The sequence below is a fragment of the Affinundibacterium seohonense genome (assembly GCF_014284305.1).
GTDB lineage: Bacteria > Pseudomonadota > Gammaproteobacteria > Burkholderiales > Burkholderiaceae_D > Undibacterium > Undibacterium seohonense.
The window spans coordinates 163,973-185,292 of record NZ_JACOFW010000006.1 but is presented as its reverse complement, the minus strand read 5'-3'; the positions used below and the strand labels follow the sequence as shown (position 1 = coordinate 185,292).

Genomic DNA, 21,320 nt, shown 5'->3' with positions numbered 1-21,320 from the left:
TCACAGCTGCGTATTTTTAAGCTATTTTTTTGCTAAATTTCCGCATGGGCACACATTAAAACAATAAGGGATGTTATGAAGAAATTAATTTTTAACAAGCTTACATTTAAGCGCTCGGCCATATCAATTGCAGTGAGTTTTTGCTTCGTTTCTGGCGCATTAGCACAAAATTCTGAAGGTTCAATTTATGGTCGTGCGGAATCAAAAGCACTCATCACCGTTACCAATGTTGACACTGGCGTTTCTCGTCAAATCCACGCGGAGGTAGATGGAAGCTATCGCCTTCCTAAATTGCAGCCTGGTCGCTATTCCTTATCGTCAGGCGCATTGAAAAAGGAAGTTGACGTAGTTTCTGGTTCTGGTGTTGAAGTTTCCTTATCCAGTGCCACGAACGTCGTCATCACGGGTTCCCGTACCCGCTCAGCCATTGACATGAGCTCAACGGAATCGAACGCGATTTTCACTGCGAAACAAATCCAAGCTCTGCCGGTCTCACGCGATACGACCTCTGTTTCTTTGCTGGCGCCAGGCACAGTACAAGGTTCACCAGGCTTAGGTGGTTTGGCTGCAATTGGTGGCGCGTCTGTGGCTGAAAATGCCTATTACATTAATGGTTTTGATGTCACCAATCTTCGTACATTTACAACGTACATCAATCTTCCATTTGAGGCGATTGCTGAACAACAAGTGAAAACAGGTGGCTATGGCGCACAGTTTGGTCGTTCTTTGGGTGGTGTGGTGGCATTGACCACCAAAAGCGGTACGAACACTTGGCAGGGTGGTGCTTCTGTGTACTACAGCCCAAACAATTTCTTCAGTAAAAAACCAAAAAATATCATCGATAACGAACTTTACAATGATCCAGTCACTGGCAAACCCCAAACCACCCCGACTCGGTATATCACGGGTGGTTTCAATCGCGACAATACCGCCGACTCCTTGACCGGCAATGTGTATTTAGGTGGACCCATTATCAAGGATAAGCTTTTTATCTTCGGTTTAATCGCCAGTCGTATCAGTCATTCTGATACTTATGGACGCCAAACTAGCACTCAAGGTAAAACTAACGCACCGAGTGGTGTACTTAAACTTGATTTCAATATCACCCAGGATCACAGGCTAGAATTTACTGGCTTAGTGAATAATTCTGATCGCTACTCCAATATTTACACCAATCTAGTGCGTGACGATAAAGGTAATGTCATCCCAAATGAATATGCTACAAGCCATATAGGCGCAGCGGATCATCAGACTTTTGATTCAAAGTCTGATGCTGAGATGTTCAAGTACACTGGCTATTTGAGTGATAATTTCAATATCTCTGGACAATTGGGGCGTGTAAAAAACATCCGTGAACTCAGAACCAATCCAAACCGAAACGGACGTGATTGTCCTTGGGTATTGGATGTCAATTTGAATCCTATGGGATGTTACGACCCGAATAATAATGGTGCGGAACGTGATGCAAAAATTCCCCGTGATTATGACGAACGCAAATCTGGTCGCCTTGATTTAGAATACACTTGGAAATCGCATACGATCAGAGCGGGTTACGATGCACAAAAATTCACTTCCGCTCAGGCCGGCACATCGCAAAACAATAGTGGTGGCGTCTACTATCGGTACTACGCGGCGGATAAAAATGGTACGGCCAACAACGTATTCGGTCTTTTAAAACCAAATGAAGAGTATGTCCGCGTCCGTGATGATGGTAGTAGCTCTGGCGTTTATGATGTTATTAATACCGCTAAATTCATTGAAGACTCGTGGAGCATCAGTAAAGATATTTTGCTAAATACGGGCTTACGCTGGGAATCATTTGACAACAAGAACGCCATTGGGAAGAGCTTTGCAAAAGCCGACAATCTTCTAGCGCCACGTCTTGGTGCGGCATGGAACGTATTTGGAGATGGTGCAACCAAAATCTTCGGTAATGTAGGTCGCTATTACATTCCAATTTCGTCCAACACGAATATCCGTGCCTCACGTGCCGAATGGACTTTCCATCGCTTCTACACATTTAAGGGCAAAGACCCAAGAACAGCTGCGCCACTCAATCTTGGCCCTGAAATCGGTGCCGCTGGCATTACTGGTAGTGAAATGACACCTGTACCTGAGACGGTCGCAGATAGTAAATTGCGCCCAATGTCACAGTACGAATATATTCTTGGCTTCCAACAAGCACTCACAAAAGAATGGTCTGTTGGTGTGAAATACATGCATCGTCAAATCACCGATGGTATGGATGACTTCTGTGGTTCCACTGGTATCGGTCAATTCATGAAGGACAAAGGCTATACCAAGTTTAATCCTAACACGCTAGCAACTTGTGTCATCATGAATCCAGGTCGTGATTTGAACATCAATGTTGACGCCGCAAACGATGGTAAATTAATACCGGTGACGATTCCGAATAGCTATATTCGTCTCGCTAAATTCGAACGTAAGTACGACGATATACAATTTAGCTTAGATCGTCCTTTTGACGGAAAATGGGGTATGTCTTCTTCCTATACTTACTCCAGAAATCTTGGCACCTCCGAAGGCTATGTGAGCTCCAATAATGATCAGACGGATCCAGGTGTGACCTCAGAATTTGACTTTGCATCAGGCACGGATGGTATTTATGGTCCAACGCCTAACCAACGTACTCACTCACTCAAAGCCTTTGGTACTTATGCGCTCAATGACCGCTTCTCCATTGGCTTGAACGCCAGCTTAGTCTCAGGACGACCAATATCTTGCTTAGGCAATGTACCACGCCCAGGTATGCCAAACGCAGCGTTTGATTTCTACGGTGCGGATGGGACGACTAAAGGCGGCGCCGGTAGCTATGGCTACAGTTATTACTGTCTCAATGGCGAATTCGCACCCGATACGCGCGACCCTAAAAAGCAAATGGCGCAAAGCTCTTTAGTGCAGCGCGGTTCTCTGGGCACTTTACCTTGGACCAAATCATTTGATTTAAGCGTGAACTATAAATTGAAACTCGAAAGCGGACTGTTGACAATTTCTGGAACAATTTATAATCTATTTAACTTCCAAACTGAGCAAACGATCAATGAGTTCAAGGACTATAGTCGCGATACGCAAACAGCTGGACGTATTAGTAAAAATTACGGTCTACCAACCGCATATCAGTCACCTCGTTCGACTCGTATCTCCGCACGCTACGACTTCTAATTGATTTCTGTAAAACGAAAATAAATTGGTTTTCTAGCGTACGCTAAAAGAAAGGCTTCTCAAGAAATTGAGAAGCTTTTTTTTATGGAATATGGTCCGATTTTTATTCGTGCCCATGAACATGAATATCAGAATACGCAAGTGCGTCCCCAGCACCTACCGGGGGTCATAGCGCAGCATTACCTTGGACAACAATTCGTTCTACGTGCCTATTCGGCGCAAGAGCGTATCGTTGACGCCTGTCTTACTACGCCGCTGCAATGCGAAGATGATTTGCAAAGTTTGTTGGCTAAGCAGGAAGTTGAATTCGTCTTCGTCAGATTCCCTACTTACGGTTGTTACGCATGCCGTATTGAGCGCGTGTCTTCTTGAGCATTTTTTCTTTGCTTAGGCCACGTCAAAATCTTTGTCACTAAAGACATCTCTGCGCCATTCCTGGATGGCAGTAATCACCCATTGCGCATCATCTAAGGGTAAGTCGTGGCCGGCCTTGTCGTGGATTCGTAAATTCACTTGCCATTTATCGGCTAAGGTTTGCGAACAATGCATATCCACCAGTTGATCTTGTCGCCCTGCTAGCATCAGAATAGCTGAGGTGGGGGGACGTTCAGGCGCTTGAAATTGCGATGCAGCCCGTAGTTGTCGCAGAATATTCTTGCGCGAAATTGGATACTCCCGCGCGTAATGTACCCATTGGTCAATCACTGTACTGGCTGTTTTTTTGTCGGTCAAACGACTGGTCAACTGCAGAATTAATGACTCACGTTTTTGCGTGTTGCCGAACATTAAGGTACGGAGTAAACGCGGATAGTTCTGAGGACGCAATCGTTCATAAAACGGATTGTGCGGTGCCAGACTTGTGTTGATCATGACTAAGGATTTGATGTCGTCGGGGAACGATTCTGCCCAGGAGACTGCGACCATGGCACCAAGTGAAATCGCCAACACGTGATAGGGCGGCGGCAAGCCCTTGGCCTGCAATTGCTGCTGGCAGTGCTTAGCCATTTCAGGCACGCTGGCGAGGCTTTGTTGCTTGTTGAGAGGGCCATTCCCGGGAAAATCGATGCAGATGATGTCCTCATCACCGATGACTCGCTGCAGTTGATGTGGAAAGTCGCCCCAGTGACGAGATTCACGCATGAGGCCGCGTAATAACACCCAAGTCGTCATTGTGCCGACCTCATGCGCGATACCAACGTGCTACGGCGCGCTCTTGCAAGCGACAGCGTTGGGGTCCTGTGCTGAGCCAGTTTTGATAGCCGCAACTGGCTCTGACTAAAAAATCTAGCCAAGAGGCGTGACGTCGTAACACTCTGTGCAAGCGATGTTCGGCGGTAGGATTGAACATGCCATGTCGCGAGAATAATTGGCGGGGATTTTTCTTCACCCACAGCCATGAGCCCATCTCTAAAGTTAATGGCAAAAATGTGTTTGGTATTGTTGTAGTAAGGCTTGTTTTGTTTTGCTCTTGATGATGCAAATATAAGTAGTCCCAGATATCGCCATGGGTTTGATATTGCAAACTTTGTGGTTCAAATAGATAGCGGTGATGCGGATGGGTTTCTTGAAACAATTCTTCTAGCCTAAGAATATCCGCCAGATGAGGAATCGGATGTTGGCTGTGGGCGTGTGGGAACCAGACTCTATCGACCAAACCAAAGCCCGAGTGACAATCAATTGCCATACTAAATTGCCGGCTGAGGAGTTGTTCTCGGACGACTTTGCACAAGGCTTGATTTTCAATTTCCATCTCCGCATCGATACTGCCACGATACCAAGGCAGACGTGGGCTGATGCGATGTCCGCCTAACAGAAAAGGCACTTTGCCGTGGGCTTCGACGGGGGCATTGCGCATGAGATCAACGCCATTCGGATTGGCGCGCGTTGATTTCCACATACCACCCGGATTCACCAGTGGCATAAACACCAACCGCACATGCTGCAATAGGGCTTGCAAACTGTTATCCCAGACTAACTGTGATAACAAGCCGCGCAAATAGCTGAGTAGCACTTGGGTACCGATGCGCTCTAAGCCATGAATGCCACCGAAAAAACCGATCGCCGGAATCTTAGGATCTGGATTGCCGAGTGCTAATTGATATACCGGAAAACACTTGTGCCTGACTTGAACCTCGCAAGTAATATTGACTTCGAGATGGTGTTTCCCCAATTGTATGAGTCGCTCGAGTTCTTGTAATTCTGGTAGTGCAGGCATGTTGATGCAGACTTTCAGAGATTTGCGGAGGTAGGATGGTAATTGCTTCGCGGAATTAGCGTAAGTCGATCATGCTAGTGCAGTCGACTGGTGAAAGCAAGGCAAGTGCGCAACAAGTCATGATTTTCCTCAATCTCGAACGACCTTTAACTTTCATGGAAAGGCAGTAAAGGCGGCGATTACATTTCGCTAATTCATGTAGCGGATTCGAGGACTTCTTCTAGAAGTCGTCATTAGTGAGTAATAATCAATTCATAGTATCAAGGGCTTTACCACTCAAGGGCTGCCCATGAAAACCCCAAATACCCGTCGTCAATTTATCCGCAACTTTGCCGCAACCACAGCAGCGGCCTCTACCACACTGGCTCTAAGTGCTTGTGGTGGTGCTGGTATCGCTCCCGTTTATGCGACTTTCGAACATGGGATTGCCAGTGGCGATCCACTCAGTGATCGCGTCATCATTTGGACACGTGTGACACCGTCGAGCAATTATGATGGCAGAGATTTTGAGTTGACATGGCAAGTCGCCAGTGATGATCAATTCACTAAAGTTGTGAAGTCGGGCAGTATCGTGACCGGTGCAAGTCGTGACTTTACTGCGAAAGTCGATGTCAGCGGCTTGAGTGCGAATACGGTGTACTTCTATCGTTTTAACTTTGACAGTCGCCTCTCGCCGGTCGGTCGTACTAAGACCTTGCCGATTGGCAGTGTGCAACAGGTTAAATTAGCCGTCGTAACTTGTTCCAATTATCCTGCTGGCTATTTCCATGTATATGCTGAAGTCGCCAAGCTAACCGAGCTCGATGCCGTGATTCATCTGGGCGACTACATTTATGAATACCCACGCGATGGTTACGCTTCACAGGATGCTGCTAGTCTCAATCGTCTAGTTGAGCCAAAGACGGAAATCGTCACATTGAGCGATTATCGCAGCCGTTATGCGATTTATCGTGGCGACGCGGATTTGCAAGCGGTACACGCCAAGCATCCTTTCATCACGGTATGGGACGATCACGAATTCGCCAATGACACTTGGATAGGCGGTGCTGAGAATCATGACCCAGCAAGCGAAGGTCCATTTAGCGCTCGTCGTGCGGCAGCACTGCAAGCTTATAACGAATGGATGCCAATTCGTTTGCCAGACGCAGCCAAGAATGATCGTATTTATCGTTCCTTTGATTTCGGCAGTTTGGTCGCCTTACACATGTTAGATACGCGTCTGATTGGTCGTGATAAGCAACTCTCGTATGCCAATTATATGGGTACGAATGGGGCATTCGATGCCGTGAAATTTACCACCGATATGAGTAATCCAGCGCGTCAATTGATGGGGGCAGAGCAGACCACTTGGTTGCAATTGCAGCTAGCAAAATCAAGCGCTACTTGGCAAATTCTCGGCCAACAAGTGCTGATGGCGCGAATGAATATTCCAGCGCCATTGGTGCTAGGACAAATCAGTTTCTCAGACTACACCACACTGCTTGGCAAAGCTCAGCTTGCGCCAGCGGCATTGACCGTGGCAGAAAAGACGATTCTTGCGCAGCCCGCGATTCCTTACAACCTTGATGCTTGGGACGGCTACGTGGTCGCCCGCGAAACCGTCTTTGCTACGGCAAAAAATCTGGACAAAAATTTGATTGCTTTGGCAGGCGATACGCACAATACCTGGGCTAGTGATTTGAGCGACTTGAGCGGCAATGCCATCGGTGTTGAATTTGGCGTAACTTCAGTGACCTCCCCAGGATTTGAAGAAGTCTTTGCGAAAGAGGATCCGGCCAAGGTCGCGGCAGGTTTAGAGCAAATAGTCGGACCTCTGGTGTACGCAGAAACTAAGAGCCGTGGCTTTATGATCGTCACAGCAACGCCAACGGAAACCCGTTCCGAGTGGCGTTATGTGAATACGGTAAAAGCGAAAACATATAGCGTCGTCAGTGGTAAAACGCTTAAGGTCTTGCCAGGCAAGGCGAATCGCAAGTTACTAGCGGTCTGAAGTCACTAGGGGATCTTGCGAGCTGAGACGTGCGCTAGATTCGGGATGTTTGAAATCGTCTTAAGAGGAGACATCGTGCGACGATGCCTCCTCGACAGTGAATAAGATACGCTTAAATTTTGCGGCTCTATTTACTTGACTAGCTTAGGTTTGCTATACCAAAGCGCATTCACAATGATCCAACGATCACCAAAGCGTCCCATATGAAAGTAGTCGATAAACCATGGTGTCTCTAGTCGAACGGAGGCAGCGGTCTCGCTGACATCCAGTACCTTGCAGCTACGATTCCATTGCTCGACTGGTGTTTTAAGGGCGCCTTGTTTGGTCAATGCCACCAATTCTTCTTTTGACATACGACGTAGTCCAAGGCGTTCGTCCGGTGTATCACCAATCACCGCACGCTTTGCCAGATCCGGATGCAGCGAGCGCGCAACGCGTTGCGGATTTGCTTCTAATTGTCCATCAATATAGTCAAAGCAAGTCGCCTCGATGGCGGCGATGGTCGCTGGGTCGGTATGATTGGCTGCACTGGCGGTGTTAGCGAATAGGGCTGCCGCGAGAAGGGTGATAAATTTCATGATGCACGACTCCTGATTAGGCTTGATTGAAATTGGATCGAGGATTGGACAGAATCCATTGCGTTTGGTTCTTCATATTGAAATCCAGCAGAGAACTGTGCCAGGTTAGAACCTTCTTGTGTATAGTGTTAATTCATTATTTAATTTCTTGTTTGATAAATTACTGCGCCATGAAAACATTTGAGAGTCTAGCTGCGAATTGTTCAAGCCAACATCAGTCTAATTGGCGTCATTTCTTCCTTGTGCTGATCACTATCCCAAGTTTTTTAAATCTGAGCTATGCGCAAGGCGTTTACAAATGGACTGACGCGAATGGCAAAGTGCATTATGGTGATGCGACTATGGCGCCAACCAAGAGTAAGAAAATTGCAGGCAATGATGTATTGGTTGAGGCGGCATCAGCAAGTAGTGCCAGTAAGCCGACAGAGAATAAACAGTCTGGTTCGAATGCTTCGGCAGAAGGCAAATCGGTAGCTCAAGCTTTTCAGGGATTACCCGCCGAGCGAATTCAGAAATGTAGTGGCCTCGCCAAAGAAGCTGCGTTGATTCAAATCACAGGGGAAAATTTGTCGAAAGGTATGAGCAAACAGCGCAATTTACTAGAACAGATTCGCGCCAATTGTACTGGTACCGGCTTTGATTGTTCGCTTAGCCGAACCAATCCGGCGAATGACCGCTGTGAACCTTTTGCATGGAAAGGGAAAGGCGAGATGCTGAGAGCGAATATCGACGGTACTGTGTTAAAAGCGGGACCTGGCGATTTCTAGGCGAGAGTTCTTGATGATCGGTCAATTGCGAATAACTGCGTTGTTGGCGGCCTTATTTTTGAGCAGCACCAGTGGCGCTTGCTCCTGCCCAAGCAATTTGCGGAGTGAGCAGCAAATCGTTGATGCGATGTTACAAGACGGACGCTTAGTTTTTATTGGCAAAGTTGTCGCCACCGGCATGCCAACGATCAAGCTGGCGCAGCGCACTTTCCGTTTTGAAGTTCAAGAAAATTTCAAGGGCAAGAACAGTGGATCGGTGTTGGTGTCAACACCACTGACCAGTGCAGAATGCGGCACCACGGTCGCTCTTGGTAAAACCTATCTCGTGGTTGCATATGGTTCTGAGCGGGCGCCGATTATTCAATCTTGTGACAGGCCAGAGGAGGTGGAATTTGTCGCCGCGCGAATCGCATTATTGCGTGAAAAACGGAAAAGTCCTTGATGTCTATGATGACGATCAAACCAATTTAGACGCTGCATGTGTTTGCATGTAAGTCATAAAACCACACCGATCTTGCAATGTAGTGCAGTGCTGTGCAGTGATAGGAAAAACAAGGGCGCTGTGTTCTATTTTGCCCTTGTTTTTCATTTCTCTATTTGATGAATATCTGCATGCAAATATTAAAAATGCAGCTGAAACACTCCTTGGTCCATCGCTACATAAAATTTTCCTGCGTTGTCAAAGGTGATCCCCCATACATTCCCAAGTGTTTTTATTGAGTAAGGAAGCAAGTTGCCGAGCGTTGCAGTTCCTGCGACAGTGCTAACTGAACCGTCTGGCGTAATTTTTCGGATGGTGCGATTGCCTGTGTCTGTAACAAAAATGTTTCCTGCTTTGTCGATGGCAAGTCTGGTTGGATAGTTGAAGCTCGCGGCGAGGCCCACACCATCCTTTGTCCCGACTAGACCTATGCTAGAACCAGCCAGCGTCGTTACCACGCCACTTGGCGTAATTTTTCTGATGTTGTGATTGAGGATGTCGGCAACATATAGATTCCCCGAGATGTCCTGAACCATGCCGCCCGGATAGTTAAACTTGGCGCTTGTTCCAGTTCCGTCCTGATTGCCGAATTCACCACCTGCCACTTCAGTGGTCGCACCTGAGGGCGTGACTTTGTAGATCACGCCTTTTGATGATGCTGATATAAACAAATTGCCATTGTTGTCGATTACGATACCTTCAGAAGTACTGATTTTAACTTCGTAATTTCTATTGTTTGCCCAGCTTGAAATGATGCTACTGACCATTCCTTGCGGAGTGATTTTTCTGACAAAGTCATTGTTGCCTGTAACATACAAGTTGTCACTACTATCGATGGCAAGCGCCAGTGGATATTCGAATCTTGCGATATTTCCCGCCCCGTCAATTTCCCCAGCCTTTCTTACTGTGCCAGCGAAAAGGCTTACTTGTCCGTTTGTTGAAATTTTGCGGATGACATGATTGCTCATATCCGCAACAAAAATATTACCACTTCGATCTGTGACAATCGATTTAGGATTATAAAATCTAGCAGCATTCCCGATACCGTCGGTACTTCCAACAATGGAACCACTCCCTGCTATGGTACTGACTTCACCATTCGCGGTGATTTTCCGAATCGTCGAATTATCGGCCAAATAGAAATTTCCATTATCGTCTGTGGCAATCCCCCTAGGTGAATTGAATTTTGCTGAAGATGCTGGGCCATTATCGCTTCCTGCAATATTTTCCTGACCGGCCAAAATGCTTACTCGATTGTCCGGTGTGAGTTTTTTAAGTAAATGACTTTGTTGTTCCGAAAAAATGATATCGCCATTGCTCATGACCTTGAGATAAGTAGGTTGTTCGATTTGACCTACGCTTGGTTTGATGGATGTGACATTTCCATTCGTGTCAATTTTTCGAATCATATTGTTGTAAGTATCTGCGACGTACACAGTATTGTTGCGATCAATTGCGATACCCACTGGGAGTCTAAACATGGCAGATTTGGCCGGTCCATCAGCGAAACCGGATGAATTTGGATTGCCTGCTAATGTCGTGACTTGTCCGGTGCTAGAAATTTTTCGAATGAGGCTGTTGAATTGATCCGCGATGATAAGATTTCCTTGATTATCGATTGCGATATCTGCAGGCGAGTTGAAACGTGCTGCAGAGCTGGTTCCATCCGCTTTGCCAAGCTCTAATGCTTTGCCTGCAAGCGTGGTAACAACACCAGCGGGGCTAATTTTACGTATGAGGTGATTCACATTATCTGCGACATATAAATTGTCGCTGGCATCGATTGTGATGCCATTCGGTTCGTTAAATAGAGCCTTGCCCGCCTCACCGTCGGCGGATCCAGGTATCGCAACTTGACCTGCAAATGTACTCACAAGTCCAGAGGGGGTAATTTTTCTGATCGTGTGATTATATTTATCTGTTACGAATAAATTCCCACTCTTGTCACGGGCGATTCCGATTGGTGTATCAAATCGTGCATTGCCACCAATACCATCCGCACTGCCAGGCCCCCCAATATTGCCCGCAATTAAAGTCAACGGTGATTGGGTGACTGCGAGTTTTGATGTTTGCGTCGCACTGCCGCCAGCGCCGCTGCAATTTAAGCTATATGACAATTCGCCCACTTGCGTTGCATTGACAGTCAAACTGCCACTAGTCGCCTGAGTGCCACTCCAATTGCCACTGCCGGTACACGAGCTGGCATTGCTAGCTGACCAGGTGAGGGTGGTCGTCTGTCCAGTAAATGCCGTACTAGTCGACATGCTCATGTTGATGATGGGGGTTGGATTGGCAGGGGTGGGCGAACCACCGCTGCCACCGCCACCGCAGGCACTTAATAAGAATGCCGCGACAATACTGGCTAAACGTTGAGGGAAAGTTAGTCGTATGGATTTCATTTGCAATTTTGGTCCGTAAAAAGTTAGCGAAGACTGGTTGCTGCTTAGTCACTAGATGAAATCGAAAGGGTATCGGGATCGTCCCTTTCGATCAGGAAGTGCCGCTATTTTACCCATATCTTTAATAGACAATGAATATTTGGCAATAAAATTATCTACGTTTAATATCTTCAATTCGAAAAATCGTAAGGCGGTCAACCTTATCAATCCGCATACCGTTGAAACTCTCTACCTTTGCGATTCTGTTAGCGTCTGGTATTGCTTACTTTGAAACCTACCTTATGAAAATTTATCTATATGTCTTGGTTTGCTCTGTCTGTGTTGGTTTTTTTGGCCTGCCAAAACCAGCACAAGCGCTAGCCTTTCGTTGTGACTCCTACGTTATTGATGTCGGCATGCATAAAGCGGAGGTGATGAAGAAATGCGGCAACCCAGCGACGCGGGATCAACGCGTGGAGCGACGTCGAATTGGAGTGCGTCAATCGACGGGCAATCAAGTCTTGCCACCAGTGACTATGCAAGGCAATCGCAATGCGGTTGACTACGAGCGCGAGATTGAAATTCAGATTGAAGAGTGGGTGTATAACTTTGGTTCGCAACGCTTTATGCAGTTGCTGACATTTGAAGATGGGCGTCTAAAGCAAATTCAAGATTTGGGTTACGGCCAATAAAAAAACGAGCACCTGGCTTTGCCAAGGTGCTCGTTTTTTTTGCGCTGACTTGTTTAGATTTGTACCCGGGTTCCCAATTCAATCACACAATTATTCGGTAAGTGGAAAAAGTCCGCCACACTACGAGAATTGCGTGACATCAATGCAAATAACAGCTCGCGCCAGTGCGCCATGCCTGTGCCTTTGGTTGGCACCACGATTTCGCGACTTAGGAAATACGAAGTTTCAAACAAATTGATAGACAAGCCATGCTGTTCACAGCGCTCTAAGGCTTTCGGCAAATCAGGCTCATTCTTAAAGCCGTAATTCACTTTCACCTTTCAAAAACCTGGTACCAGCGGCTCGACTTGTATGCGTTCATTGTCTGCTATCCATGGCACATCGTGGAACACCACGGTTAAGATCAGATTGCGTTCATGCAGCACTTGATTGTGCTTCAAGTTATGCATCAAGGCTTGCGGCACCGTATCAGGATTGGCGACCGCATAAATCGCTGTGCGGGCGGCGCGGTGCATGTTGTCTGCAGAGAGAGCAGTGATGAACGGTAACAATTCTGGATCATCTTGTTGGATGTGGGTGATCAACAATTCACGGCCACGGCGCCAAGTTGCCATGATGGTGAAGATGATGGCGCCGAGTACCAATGGAAACCAGCCGCCTTCGATGATTTTGAACGAACATGACACCACCAATAAGGCATCCAAAGTCATGAACAAACCGGTCGCTCCGAGAGCCAATGCTAAAGGATAATTCCAGGCATGTCGCACCACGAAAAAAGTTAACAAGGTCGTGATTAACATGGTGACGGTGACAGCAATACCATAGGCGCCTGCCATCGCTGATGAGCTGCCAAAACCGAGTACGGTCAACAAGACGCCGACTAACAAAACCCAATTCACACTAGGAATGTAAATTTGGCCAATCTCTTTGACGGACGTGAAATGGACTTGCATGCGCGGCAGCAAGCCGAGTTGCATCGCTTGTTTCGTCATCGAATACGCGCCCGAGATCACTGCCTGTGACGCAATCACAGTCGCTAAGGTAGCCAGGATCACGGCGGGCATCAATAGCTGATCGGGAAACAGTTGAAAGAAAGGATTGTTAATCGCCGATGCATCGCGCATCAATAGCGCACCTTGTCCCATGTAGTTTAATGCCAAGGCCGGCAACACCAGACCAGTCCACGCCAGGCGTATTGGCTTTTTGCCGAAGTGTCCCATGTCTGCATACAGCGCCTCAGCACCAGTAAATGCCAGTACCACTGCGCCGACGACGATGAACACGTGTGCGCCTTGCGCCCAAAGAAATTGCACCGCATACAGAGGATTGAGTGCCGCAAGAATCGCTGGCTGCTGCATGATTTGGATGACACCGAACACGGCCAAGGTCGCAAACCAAATGACAATAACGGGCCCAAATAACTTACCGACCACGGAAGTGCCGTAGCGCTGCATGGCGAATAGCGCAATTAAGACGCCGATTGAGATTGGTAAAACATAGGGTTTGAAATTGGGTGAAATGACTTCTAGTCCCTCAACCGCACTCAAGACTGAGATGGCAGGCGTAATCACGCTGTCGCCATAGAATAAAGCAGCACCGAGCACACCGATTAAGAGTAAGCCGACGCGACGGAAGTGGGTACTGCCTGCGGCTTTACTGGCCAAGGCGGTTAAGGCCATGATGCCGCCTTCTCCTCGATTGTCCGCACGCAAAATTAGGGTCACATATTTCAAAGTGACGACCGTCATGAGTCCCCAAAAGATGACGGAGACCACGCCGATGATGTGCAATGCGTCTAACGGCACGCCAGTGTGGGCACTGAAAATTTCTTTCATGGTGTACAAAGGACTGGTGCCGATGTCGCCATAAACCACGCCTAAAGCGCCCAAGGTGAGTGCCGCAACACTTTCGCGTTGACTATGTTGTGGGTCTTGATTCCCGGATACCTGACTCATAAAAACCTGACATAAATTGAACAGACTTCGATTGTCTTTGTTGTCGTGTTAGGAAGGCATAAGGATCTTAATTGCCATTAGCATTGTCGTCGGAGGTAGCAAGTCGATAGCCGACTCCTGTTTCTGTTAGCAGATAACGTGGCTCGGCGGGGTGATCCTCAATCTTGGCTCTGAGTTGCGCCATGTAGAGGCGTAGATAATGCGTATGCTCTACGTATTCCGGCCCCCACACATCACTGAGCAATTGCCGATGCGTGACTAGATAGCCAGCACTGCGTACCAAGCGTGCTAGTAGATTGAATTCGGTGGGCGTCAGATGTATGGTCTGCCCGCGCAAAGTCACCGCATGTTTGGCTAAATCGATGAATAAATCTAGATGCGTATATTCGGTGATCGCCGCTGCCAGACGCGTACCTCGATGGCGCAGGGCGACGCGCATACGGGCTAAGAGCTCTGGCACGCTGAACGGTTTTACTAAAAAATCATCGGCACCGGCATCGAGTAAACGGATTTTTTGTGTCTCTTGATGACGAGCTGAAATGATCAAAATCGGCAAATTGTGTTGGGTGCGCAACTGGCGCACTAGTTGTTCGCCGTCGCCGTCGGGCAGACCCAGATCAAGTAATAGCAGATCGGGTAAGGCATGCTGTAGCATTGCGCTTGCTTCGCTGATGGAAGTCGCGGTTTGTACCTCGAAGCCTTCTACACTCAGACTAGCGTGTATCAACTTGCGGATTTCTTTGTCGTCTTCGACGATGAGGACACGTATCGTCATGGGTTCGTTATCGTAAGTTCGGGCTTGAATGCTGGTAGTTCGGGAATAGGCAGTGTTAGTACAAAACAGCTACCACCTTGGTCTCTATTTTGAACCATCAAATTGCCGTCATGGGCTTTGGCGATTGCACGACAGACGGCTAATCCCAAGCCTGCACTGCGTTGATTGGACTGATCGTGTTGTGCTAAACGTGAGTAGGCGACAAAGATACTGTCATGCTCAGCGTCGGGAATGCCGGGGCCACGATCTTTGATTGCCACTTGCAAGAATGCTGGGTGCGCTTTATGTTGAACGGCAACGTCCAGCTCCACTAGTTCATCGCTATATTTCAAAGCATCGTCTACTAAGTTGCTGAGCAATTGAGCAATGAGTACGGGATCGAGACGTAATAGTGGTAAGTCTTTGGCTAATGTGGCTTGAATGCGAGACTCATTATTTCCCTGTTTGATTCTGGCCAATACCGCGCCGACGATTTCCTCTATCGATTCCCAATCGCGTCGCAGGCTGTTTTCTGCATGGGTAAGACGTACTAGTTGCAAAGTATTTTCGGTGACATTGGTCAGATAGTTGCCTTCGTTGACAATGCTTTCTAGTAGTTTATCTTGCTGGTCAGCAGAGAGCTTAGCGCCTTGACTTTGTAAGGCACTTGCTGCTCCCACCATCACTGCTAAGGGCGTGCGCAAATCATGGGAGATCGCTGATAAAAAAATACTTTGAAGCTGCTGCTTTTGCGCTTCGTTTTGAGCGGTTTGCAAATATAGGTTTAGTTGTAAGCGCTCGAAAGCCTGCGTTAATAGTGAACATAAGGCTTTGGCATGTTCTTGTCCATCTTCGTCATTCGGTCGTACCGTTTGTATCAATACCGCGCCCCGAACTTGACCAGCACTACCCAAGGGAACATACCAATCATTCAAATCGCCCCAACGCAAACTACCCGCGCCCAGAAATTGCATCTCTTTCATACAGCATCGCAGTCCATCGATTTGTTGCCTGCTTAAATCAGTTCGTTTATCCAAACTCAGGTTCTGATCGGCAAGTATCAGGCAGGTTCTACCCTGAAAGGCGCGTTCAAACGCCGCTTGCCCGAGTTGCTGAATGGCCGCAGTCGTTTCGGTGATGGTCAAGCTTATCGCCAACTCTTGCAACTGTCGCGCACGTTGTTCGTTTAAATGTGCCAACACGGTTTCTTGTTTAAGGCGCGTGGTCAATTGATTGATGACCAGCGCCACGACGAGCATCGTACCTAGCGCAATTAAATGCTCAGATTGCTCGACATGAAAAGTCCAAGTTGGCGGCACGAAGAAAAAATTCAGTAGTAAGACAGACGCCACCGCACCGATGATGGATTGCAATCTGTCCAACTGATAGGCGGCGATCGTCACGACCAGCACAAATAGCATGGCCTGGCTGGTGAAGCTGACAAAGGTGCTTAGTAAGGACGAGAGCAGGGTGGCGATGGATAACAACAAGAGTAGGAACAACCATGCCCGCAGCGCGTAAAGATGTCGCAAAAGTTTGCTAAAAATCGTAGTCATACGAAAGCCTAACATAGGCCTCATTAGAAAAGCGTAAGGAAACCCCGCAATTTTTACACTTTGTTTACACCACGCACCTGTCTTTTAACAAGATTCTTATACGGTTTTTACTATGCTTCTATCTGCAGAAAATGCTTATGGAGGATGGGATGGCTAACTTGATTGAAAACTTGATCGATATTTTATATGTAGGGGGAATCCTAGGATTCTTCCTGTTGGTGCTGGCCCTAGCAGCTATGTGTCACAAATTGGATAACCGTCATGACAACAAGCTGGAGAGCAAATAATGAATAGCTTTTATGTTATCGGCAGCGTGGTTGCAGCGGCTTTGCTGGTGTATTTGGTATATGCATTGTTAAATGCAGAGGAGCTGTGATGACTAGTCAATCTTTAATCTTAATGCTGGTCTTTTTCGCGGTCTTGTTGGTCTTGGCTTATCCATTGGGTAAGTTAATTAGCCAAGTGGCAGATGAAAAAACCAATGTCTCTGGTTTGAATTGGTTGGGCTACTTAGAGCGTGGGTTATACAAATTGGCCGGTGTCAAAAGCGATCAGGAAATGGGCTGGAAAGGCTATGTAATCGCTTTGTTAGTATTCAATGCCTTTGGTACATTGATGGTCTATACGGTCCAACGCCTGCAATTCTGGTTACCCTTGAATCCACAAGGCATGGCGAATGTCAGTGCAGATTCTTCTTTTAATACCGCCGTAAGTTTTGTTAGTAACACCAACTGGCAAGGCTATGTCGGTGAAGCGACTATGAGTTATTTGACTCAGATGTTGGTGCTTGCCGGACAAAACTTCTTTTCCGCAGCGACTGGGATTGCGGTGGTGTTTGCATTGATTCGTGGCTTCTCGCGGCACTCCTCCAAATCCATCGGTAACTTCTGGGTCGATATGACACGCTCAACGGTGTATTTGTTGTTACCACTGTCGGTAATTTTCGCGACTTTCCTGATTAGTCAGGGCGTGATTCAAAATTTCTCTTCCTACAAAGAAGTGCAATTGATTGAGCCTGTGACATATAGCGTGCCAGCAACTGGCGCAGATGGGCAAGCTTTGAAAGACGACCAAGGCGCGCCTGTCATGGAAACGCTGACTACAAAGACACAAACTTTGGCGATGGGGCCAGTTGCTTCACAAGAAGCGATCAAGTTATTAGGGACCAATGGTGGTGGGTTTTTTAATATGAACTCAGCACATCCGTTCGAGAATCCAACGGCCTTGACTAACTTTTTCCAAATGATTGCGATCTTCTTGATTCCTGGCGGCCTGTGTTTTGCTTTTGGTCGTATGGTCGGTGATCAGCGTCAGGGCATCGCGATACTTGCCACCATGAGCATCCTATTTGTGTTGATGGCTCTAGGTGTCATGGCGGCGGAGCAGCAAGCTCATCCTGCTTACGCGGCGCTGAATATTGACCAAGCGCAGAGCGCCTTACAAGCGGGTGGCAATATGGAAGGCAAAGAAAGTCGCTTTGGTATCAGCGCCTCGACCTTGTTTGCAGCGGTGACGACAGCCGCTTCCTGCGGTGCGGTGAATGCCATGCATGACTCCTTAATGCCACTCGGTGGTTTGGTGCCGCTGGCTTTCATGCAATTTGGTGAAGTGGTGTTTGGTGGCGTTGGCTCCGGACTGTATGGCATGTTGATCTTCGCGATTCTTGCCGTGTTTATCGCCGGTTTGATGATAGGTCGTACTCCAGAATATTTGGGTAAAAAAATCCAAGCCTACGAAATGAAAATGACTTCCATCGCGATCTTGGTGACGCCGATTTTGGTGTTGGCTGGTACGGCAATCGCGGTCATGAGTGAAGCGGGACGTGCTGGTATTTTGAACCCCGGTGCGCATGGCTTCTCTGAGGTGTTATACGCCTTTACCTCAGCAGCGAATAATAATGGTAGTGCCTTTGCTGGTCTGACTTCGAACACGCCTTTCTACAACATCATGCTAGCGATAGCGATGTGGTTTGGACGCTTTGCCGTGATCGTTCCTGTGCTTGCGATTGCTGGTTCATTAGCAGCGAAAAAACGCCTGGAAGTGAATGCCGGCACGATGCCTACCCATGGCCCTATGTTTATCGCGCTGTTGGCTGGCACTGTGGTGTTGATTAGTGTGTTGAACTATGTACCGGCTTTGGCTTTGGGGCCTGTGGTCGAACATTTGCAAATGTTTAGCTCAGCAAGTCCACGCTAAGCCCTAGGAGAATCTGATGTCTAATACGAATTTACAAAAAAATCTAGCCGGCGCTAAGGCTGAACAAATCGTTAGCGTCGATACTGCCAGTACGAAAAATCGTCTGGCGCTATTTGATGCGAAGCTGATCAAGCCCGCCATTATCGATGCTTTCCGCAAATTGACGCCACGTACGCAATTACGTAGTCCTGTCATGTTCGTGGTGTATGTCGGCAGCATCATCACCAGTATGCTGTATGTGCAAGCCTTGCTCGGTAAGGGCGAAGCTGATGCAGGCTTTATTCTGGCGATCTCCATCTGGTTGTGGTTCACCGTCTTGTTCGCGAATTTTGCCGAAGCACTGGCTGAAGGTCGCAGCAAAGCACAAGCGGCCTCATTGAAAGGCTTAAAGCAATCGACGATCGCCAAGAAATTGGCAACACCGAAACATGGTACAACTTGGTTGCCAGCGAACGTGCAAGACTTGCGTAAAGGTGATGTGTTTTTGGTGGAAGCCAATGATGTGATCGCGATTGACGGTGAAGTCATAGAAGGTGTTGCGACCGTGGATGAAAGTGCGATTACCGGTGAATCTGCGCCTGTGATCCGTGAATCGGGTGGTGATTTTTCATCTGTCACTGGAGGTACTCGTGTATTGTCCGACTGGTTGGTGGTGCGCGTGACTTCTAATCCAGGTGAAGCCTTCATTGATCGTATGATCGCCATGGTCGAGGGCGCTAAACGTCAAAAAACGCCGAACGAAGTCGCCTTGACGATTTTGCTGATCGCCTTGACGATTATCTTTTTAGTCGTGACAGTCACGCTGTTACCGTTTTCTCTGTTTAGCGTCAGCGCCGCAACCGCCTTAGGTTTGAGTTCTGCACCTGTATCCATCACAGTCTTGATTGCCTTGTTGGTTTGCTTGATCCCGACCACGATCGGTGGGTTGTTGTCCGCGATTGGTGTGGCAGGGATGAGCCGTATGATGCAAGCGAATGTGATTGCCACGTCTGGTCGTGCAGTGGAAGCTGCCGGTGACGTCGATGTCTTGTTATTGGACAAAACCGGTACTATCACTTTGGGTAATCGTCAGGCCTCAGAATTTTTCCCCGCGCCGGGCGTGACGGCAGTGCAGTTGGCTGATGTGGCGCAACTAGCTTCTTTAGCAGATGAAACCCCTGAAGGCCGCAGTATCGTCGTGTTGGCAAAACAGCGCTTTAATTTACGTGAACGTGAAATGGCGTCTTTGCAAGCACAGTTCGTACAATTCACAGCACAAACACGTATGAGTGGTATCGATATCGGTGAAGGTGTGGTTCGTGTAGTACGTAAAGGTGCGGCTGATGCGGTGAGGAAGTTTCAGGAGGCAGCTGGACGTGCTTTCCCTGTCGAAGTCATTAAAACCGTTGATGATATTTCACGACGTGGTAGCACGCCACTTGTGGTGGTCGATGACGGCAAAGTCATGGGCGCGATAGAGCTGAAAGATATCGTCAAAGGCGGCATCAAAGAACGTTTTGCCGAGTTGCGTCGCATGGGTATTAAAACTGTGATGATCACCGGTGACAATAAATTGACCGCAGCGGCCATTGCGGCCGAGGCAGGCGTTGATGATTTTCTGGCAGAAGCAACGCCCGAAGATAAATTAAAATTGATACGCAGCTATCAAGCTGAAGGTCGTTTAGTCGCGATGACCGGTGACGGCACCAATGACGCTCCTGCTTTGGCGCAAGCTGACGTGGCGGTGGCGATGAATTCTGGTACGCAAGCCGCAAAAGAAGCGGGCAATATGGTGGATCTGGATTCGAATCCGACCAAGTTGTTGGAGATCGTTGAAATCGGTAAACAAATGCTGATGACACGTGGATCTTTGACCACCTTCTCGATTGCGAATGATATCGCCAAATACTTTGCGATTATCCCTGCTGCATTTGTGGCGACTTATCCGCAGCTGAAATCGTTGGACATCATGCAATTGACCAGTCCAAATACAGCCATTATGTCAGCGGTGATTTTTAATGCTTTGATTATTGTGTTCTTGATTCCTTTGGCATTAAAAGGTGTGAAGTATCGTGCAGTTGGTGCGTCTTTGTTATTGCGTCGTAATCTTTTGATCTATGGCCTGGGCGGTATTGTCTTGCCTTTCGTCGGGATTAAATTGATCGATATGATTTTGACTTTCTTGAATTTGGCTTAGTTGGTTGCGACCATTAGGTGTCATGACGGACTCTGATTTGAAAATGTATCGGGTCTAGTTTAAAAGGCGGAGAGGCGAACTCTACATACTGGATGATGACCAACTGTTGACGTGTCAACGTTCCCTCTCCCGCAGGCGGGAGAGGGCTAGGGTGAGGGTAGTTCAGCGACAGCAAAGTTATTGAATTGGTTAGAACAGTGCAGAGAACGCAATATGTATACGTTTAAAAGATGTCATCCGAAACTGAACAGCCCTCATCCCCGACCCTTCTCCCGCTTGCGGGAGAAGGGAGTTTCAAACCAAAACTATCAAGAAATTTATTCGAGATAGCATTGTGATCAAGTCCGGCATTACGAAATAAAGCTCCTTGTAAAGCAATCTAAAAAATAGGAAATATCA

At 47.6% G+C, this 21,320-nt stretch carries 16 protein-coding genes and 1 pseudogene; 10 read left to right on the top strand and 7 right to left on the bottom strand.

What is annotated here, in order from left to right; genetic code table 11:
* The first annotated feature begins 75 nt into the window (after nt 1–75).
* On the top strand, nt 76–3,183 hold the full coding sequence (locus H8K52_RS07815; protein WP_186922338.1) for an outer membrane beta-barrel protein: 3,108 nt from the start codon (nt 76–78) through the stop codon (nt 3,181–3,183).
* Between the two features lie 84 nt (nt 3,184–3,267).
* Nucleotides 3,268–3,555, top strand: coding sequence for a DUF1203 domain-containing protein (locus tag H8K52_RS07810; protein ID WP_186922337.1), 288 nt, complete (start codon nt 3,268–3,270; stop codon nt 3,553–3,555).
* A 15-nt stretch (nt 3,556–3,570) separates the two neighbouring features.
* Here the strand turns inward: H8K52_RS07810 and H8K52_RS07805 are convergent, their stop codons facing one another.
* Together H8K52_RS07805 and H8K52_RS07800 are read right to left on the bottom strand one after the other, a co-directional pair.
* A complete protein-coding gene (locus tag H8K52_RS07805; RefSeq protein ID WP_186922336.1) occupies nt 3,571–4,353 on the bottom strand; it encodes an alpha/beta fold hydrolase in 783 nt (260 codons plus the stop codon).
* A 10-nt stretch (nt 4,354–4,363) separates the two neighbouring features.
* On the bottom strand, nt 4,364–5,398 hold the full coding sequence (locus H8K52_RS07800; RefSeq protein WP_186922335.1) for a M14 family zinc carboxypeptidase: 1,035 nt from the start codon (nt 5,396–5,398) through the stop codon (nt 4,364–4,366).
* A 289-nt stretch (nt 5,399–5,687) separates the two neighbouring features.
* Here H8K52_RS07800 and H8K52_RS07795 point away from each other — a divergent pair, with 289 nt between their 5' ends.
* Nucleotides 5,688–7,388 carry an alkaline phosphatase D family protein gene (locus tag H8K52_RS07795; protein WP_186922334.1) on the top strand — a complete coding sequence of 567 codons (1,701 nt, stop codon included), beginning with the start codon at nt 5,688–5,690 and terminating at the stop codon, nt 7,386–7,388.
* 131 nt (nt 7,389–7,519) lie between these two features.
* Here the strand turns inward: H8K52_RS07795 and H8K52_RS07790 are convergent, their stop codons facing one another.
* A complete protein-coding gene (locus H8K52_RS07790) occupies nt 7,520–7,966 on the bottom strand; it encodes a nuclear transport factor 2 family protein (protein WP_186922333.1) in 447 nt (148 codons plus the stop codon).
* A 170-nt stretch (nt 7,967–8,136) separates the two neighbouring features.
* On the opposite strand from H8K52_RS07790, the gene H8K52_RS07785 reads away from it, so the two are divergent.
* Entirely contained in the window at nt 8,137–8,733 is a 597-nt protein-coding gene (locus H8K52_RS07785) for a DUF4124 domain-containing protein (protein ID WP_186922332.1), read from the top strand.
* A gap of 13 nt (nt 8,734–8,746) precedes the next feature.
* A complete protein-coding gene (locus H8K52_RS07780; RefSeq protein ID WP_222613723.1) occupies nt 8,747–9,175 on the top strand; it encodes a hypothetical protein in 429 nt (142 codons plus the stop codon).
* Between the two features lie 179 nt (nt 9,176–9,354).
* Here the strand turns inward: H8K52_RS07780 and H8K52_RS07775 are convergent, their stop codons facing one another.
* A complete protein-coding gene (locus H8K52_RS07775) occupies nt 9,355–11,613 on the bottom strand; it encodes an NHL domain-containing protein (protein WP_246464370.1) in 2,259 nt (752 codons plus the stop codon).
* Nucleotides 11,614–11,894: 281 nt separating this feature from the next.
* On the opposite strand from H8K52_RS07775, the gene H8K52_RS07770 reads away from it, so the two are divergent.
* Nucleotides 11,895–12,284 carry a DUF2845 domain-containing protein gene (locus tag H8K52_RS07770; protein ID WP_186922329.1) on the top strand — a complete coding sequence of 130 codons (390 nt, stop codon included), beginning with the start codon at nt 11,895–11,897 and terminating at the stop codon, nt 12,282–12,284.
* 53 nt (nt 12,285–12,337) lie between these two features.
* On the opposite strand, the pseudogene H8K52_RS07765 reads toward H8K52_RS07770, so the two are convergent.
* The 3 genes and pseudogenes from H8K52_RS07765 to H8K52_RS07755 form a co-directional block, all read right to left on the bottom strand.
* Nucleotides 12,338–14,239, bottom strand: a pseudogene (locus H8K52_RS07765) (potassium transporter Kup).
* A 67-nt stretch (nt 14,240–14,306) separates the two neighbouring features.
* Entirely contained in the window at nt 14,307–15,014 is a 708-nt protein-coding gene (locus tag H8K52_RS07760; protein ID WP_186922328.1) for a response regulator, read from the bottom strand.
* Nucleotides 15,011–16,549 carry a DUF4118 domain-containing protein gene (locus H8K52_RS07755; RefSeq protein ID WP_186922327.1) on the bottom strand — a complete coding sequence of 513 codons (1,539 nt, stop codon included), beginning with the start codon at nt 16,547–16,549 and terminating at the stop codon, nt 15,011–15,013. Before H8K52_RS07755 ends, H8K52_RS07760 begins: the two co-directional genes overlap by 4 nt.
* 149 nt (nt 16,550–16,698) lie before the next feature.
* Here H8K52_RS07755 and H8K52_RS07750 point away from each other — a divergent pair, with 149 nt between their 5' ends.
* Genes H8K52_RS07750 through kdpB form a run of 4 tightly spaced genes read left to right on the top strand, consistent with a single transcriptional unit; the run spans nt 16,699 to nt 20,921 of the window.
* On the top strand, nt 16,699–16,836 hold the full coding sequence (locus tag H8K52_RS07750; RefSeq protein WP_186922326.1) for a hypothetical protein: 138 nt from the start codon (nt 16,699–16,701) through the stop codon (nt 16,834–16,836).
* Entirely contained in the window at nt 16,836–16,925 is a 90-nt protein-coding gene (kdpF, locus tag H8K52_RS07745; protein ID WP_186922325.1) for a K(+)-transporting ATPase subunit F, read from the top strand. Before H8K52_RS07750 ends, kdpF begins: the two co-directional genes overlap by 1 nt.
* The gene (gene kdpA / locus H8K52_RS07740; RefSeq protein ID WP_186922324.1) at nt 16,925–18,745 is read left to right on the top strand and encodes a potassium-transporting ATPase subunit KdpA; all 1,821 of its coding nucleotides are present in this window, start codon (nt 16,925–16,927) and stop codon (nt 18,743–18,745) included. Before kdpF ends, kdpA begins: the two co-directional genes overlap by 1 nt.
* A 16-nt stretch (nt 18,746–18,761) precedes the next feature.
* Nucleotides 18,762–20,921, top strand: coding sequence for a potassium-transporting ATPase subunit KdpB (kdpB, locus tag H8K52_RS07735; RefSeq protein WP_186922323.1), 2,160 nt, complete (start codon nt 18,762–18,764; stop codon nt 20,919–20,921).
* The last annotated feature ends 399 nt before the right edge of the window (nt 20,922–21,320 follow it).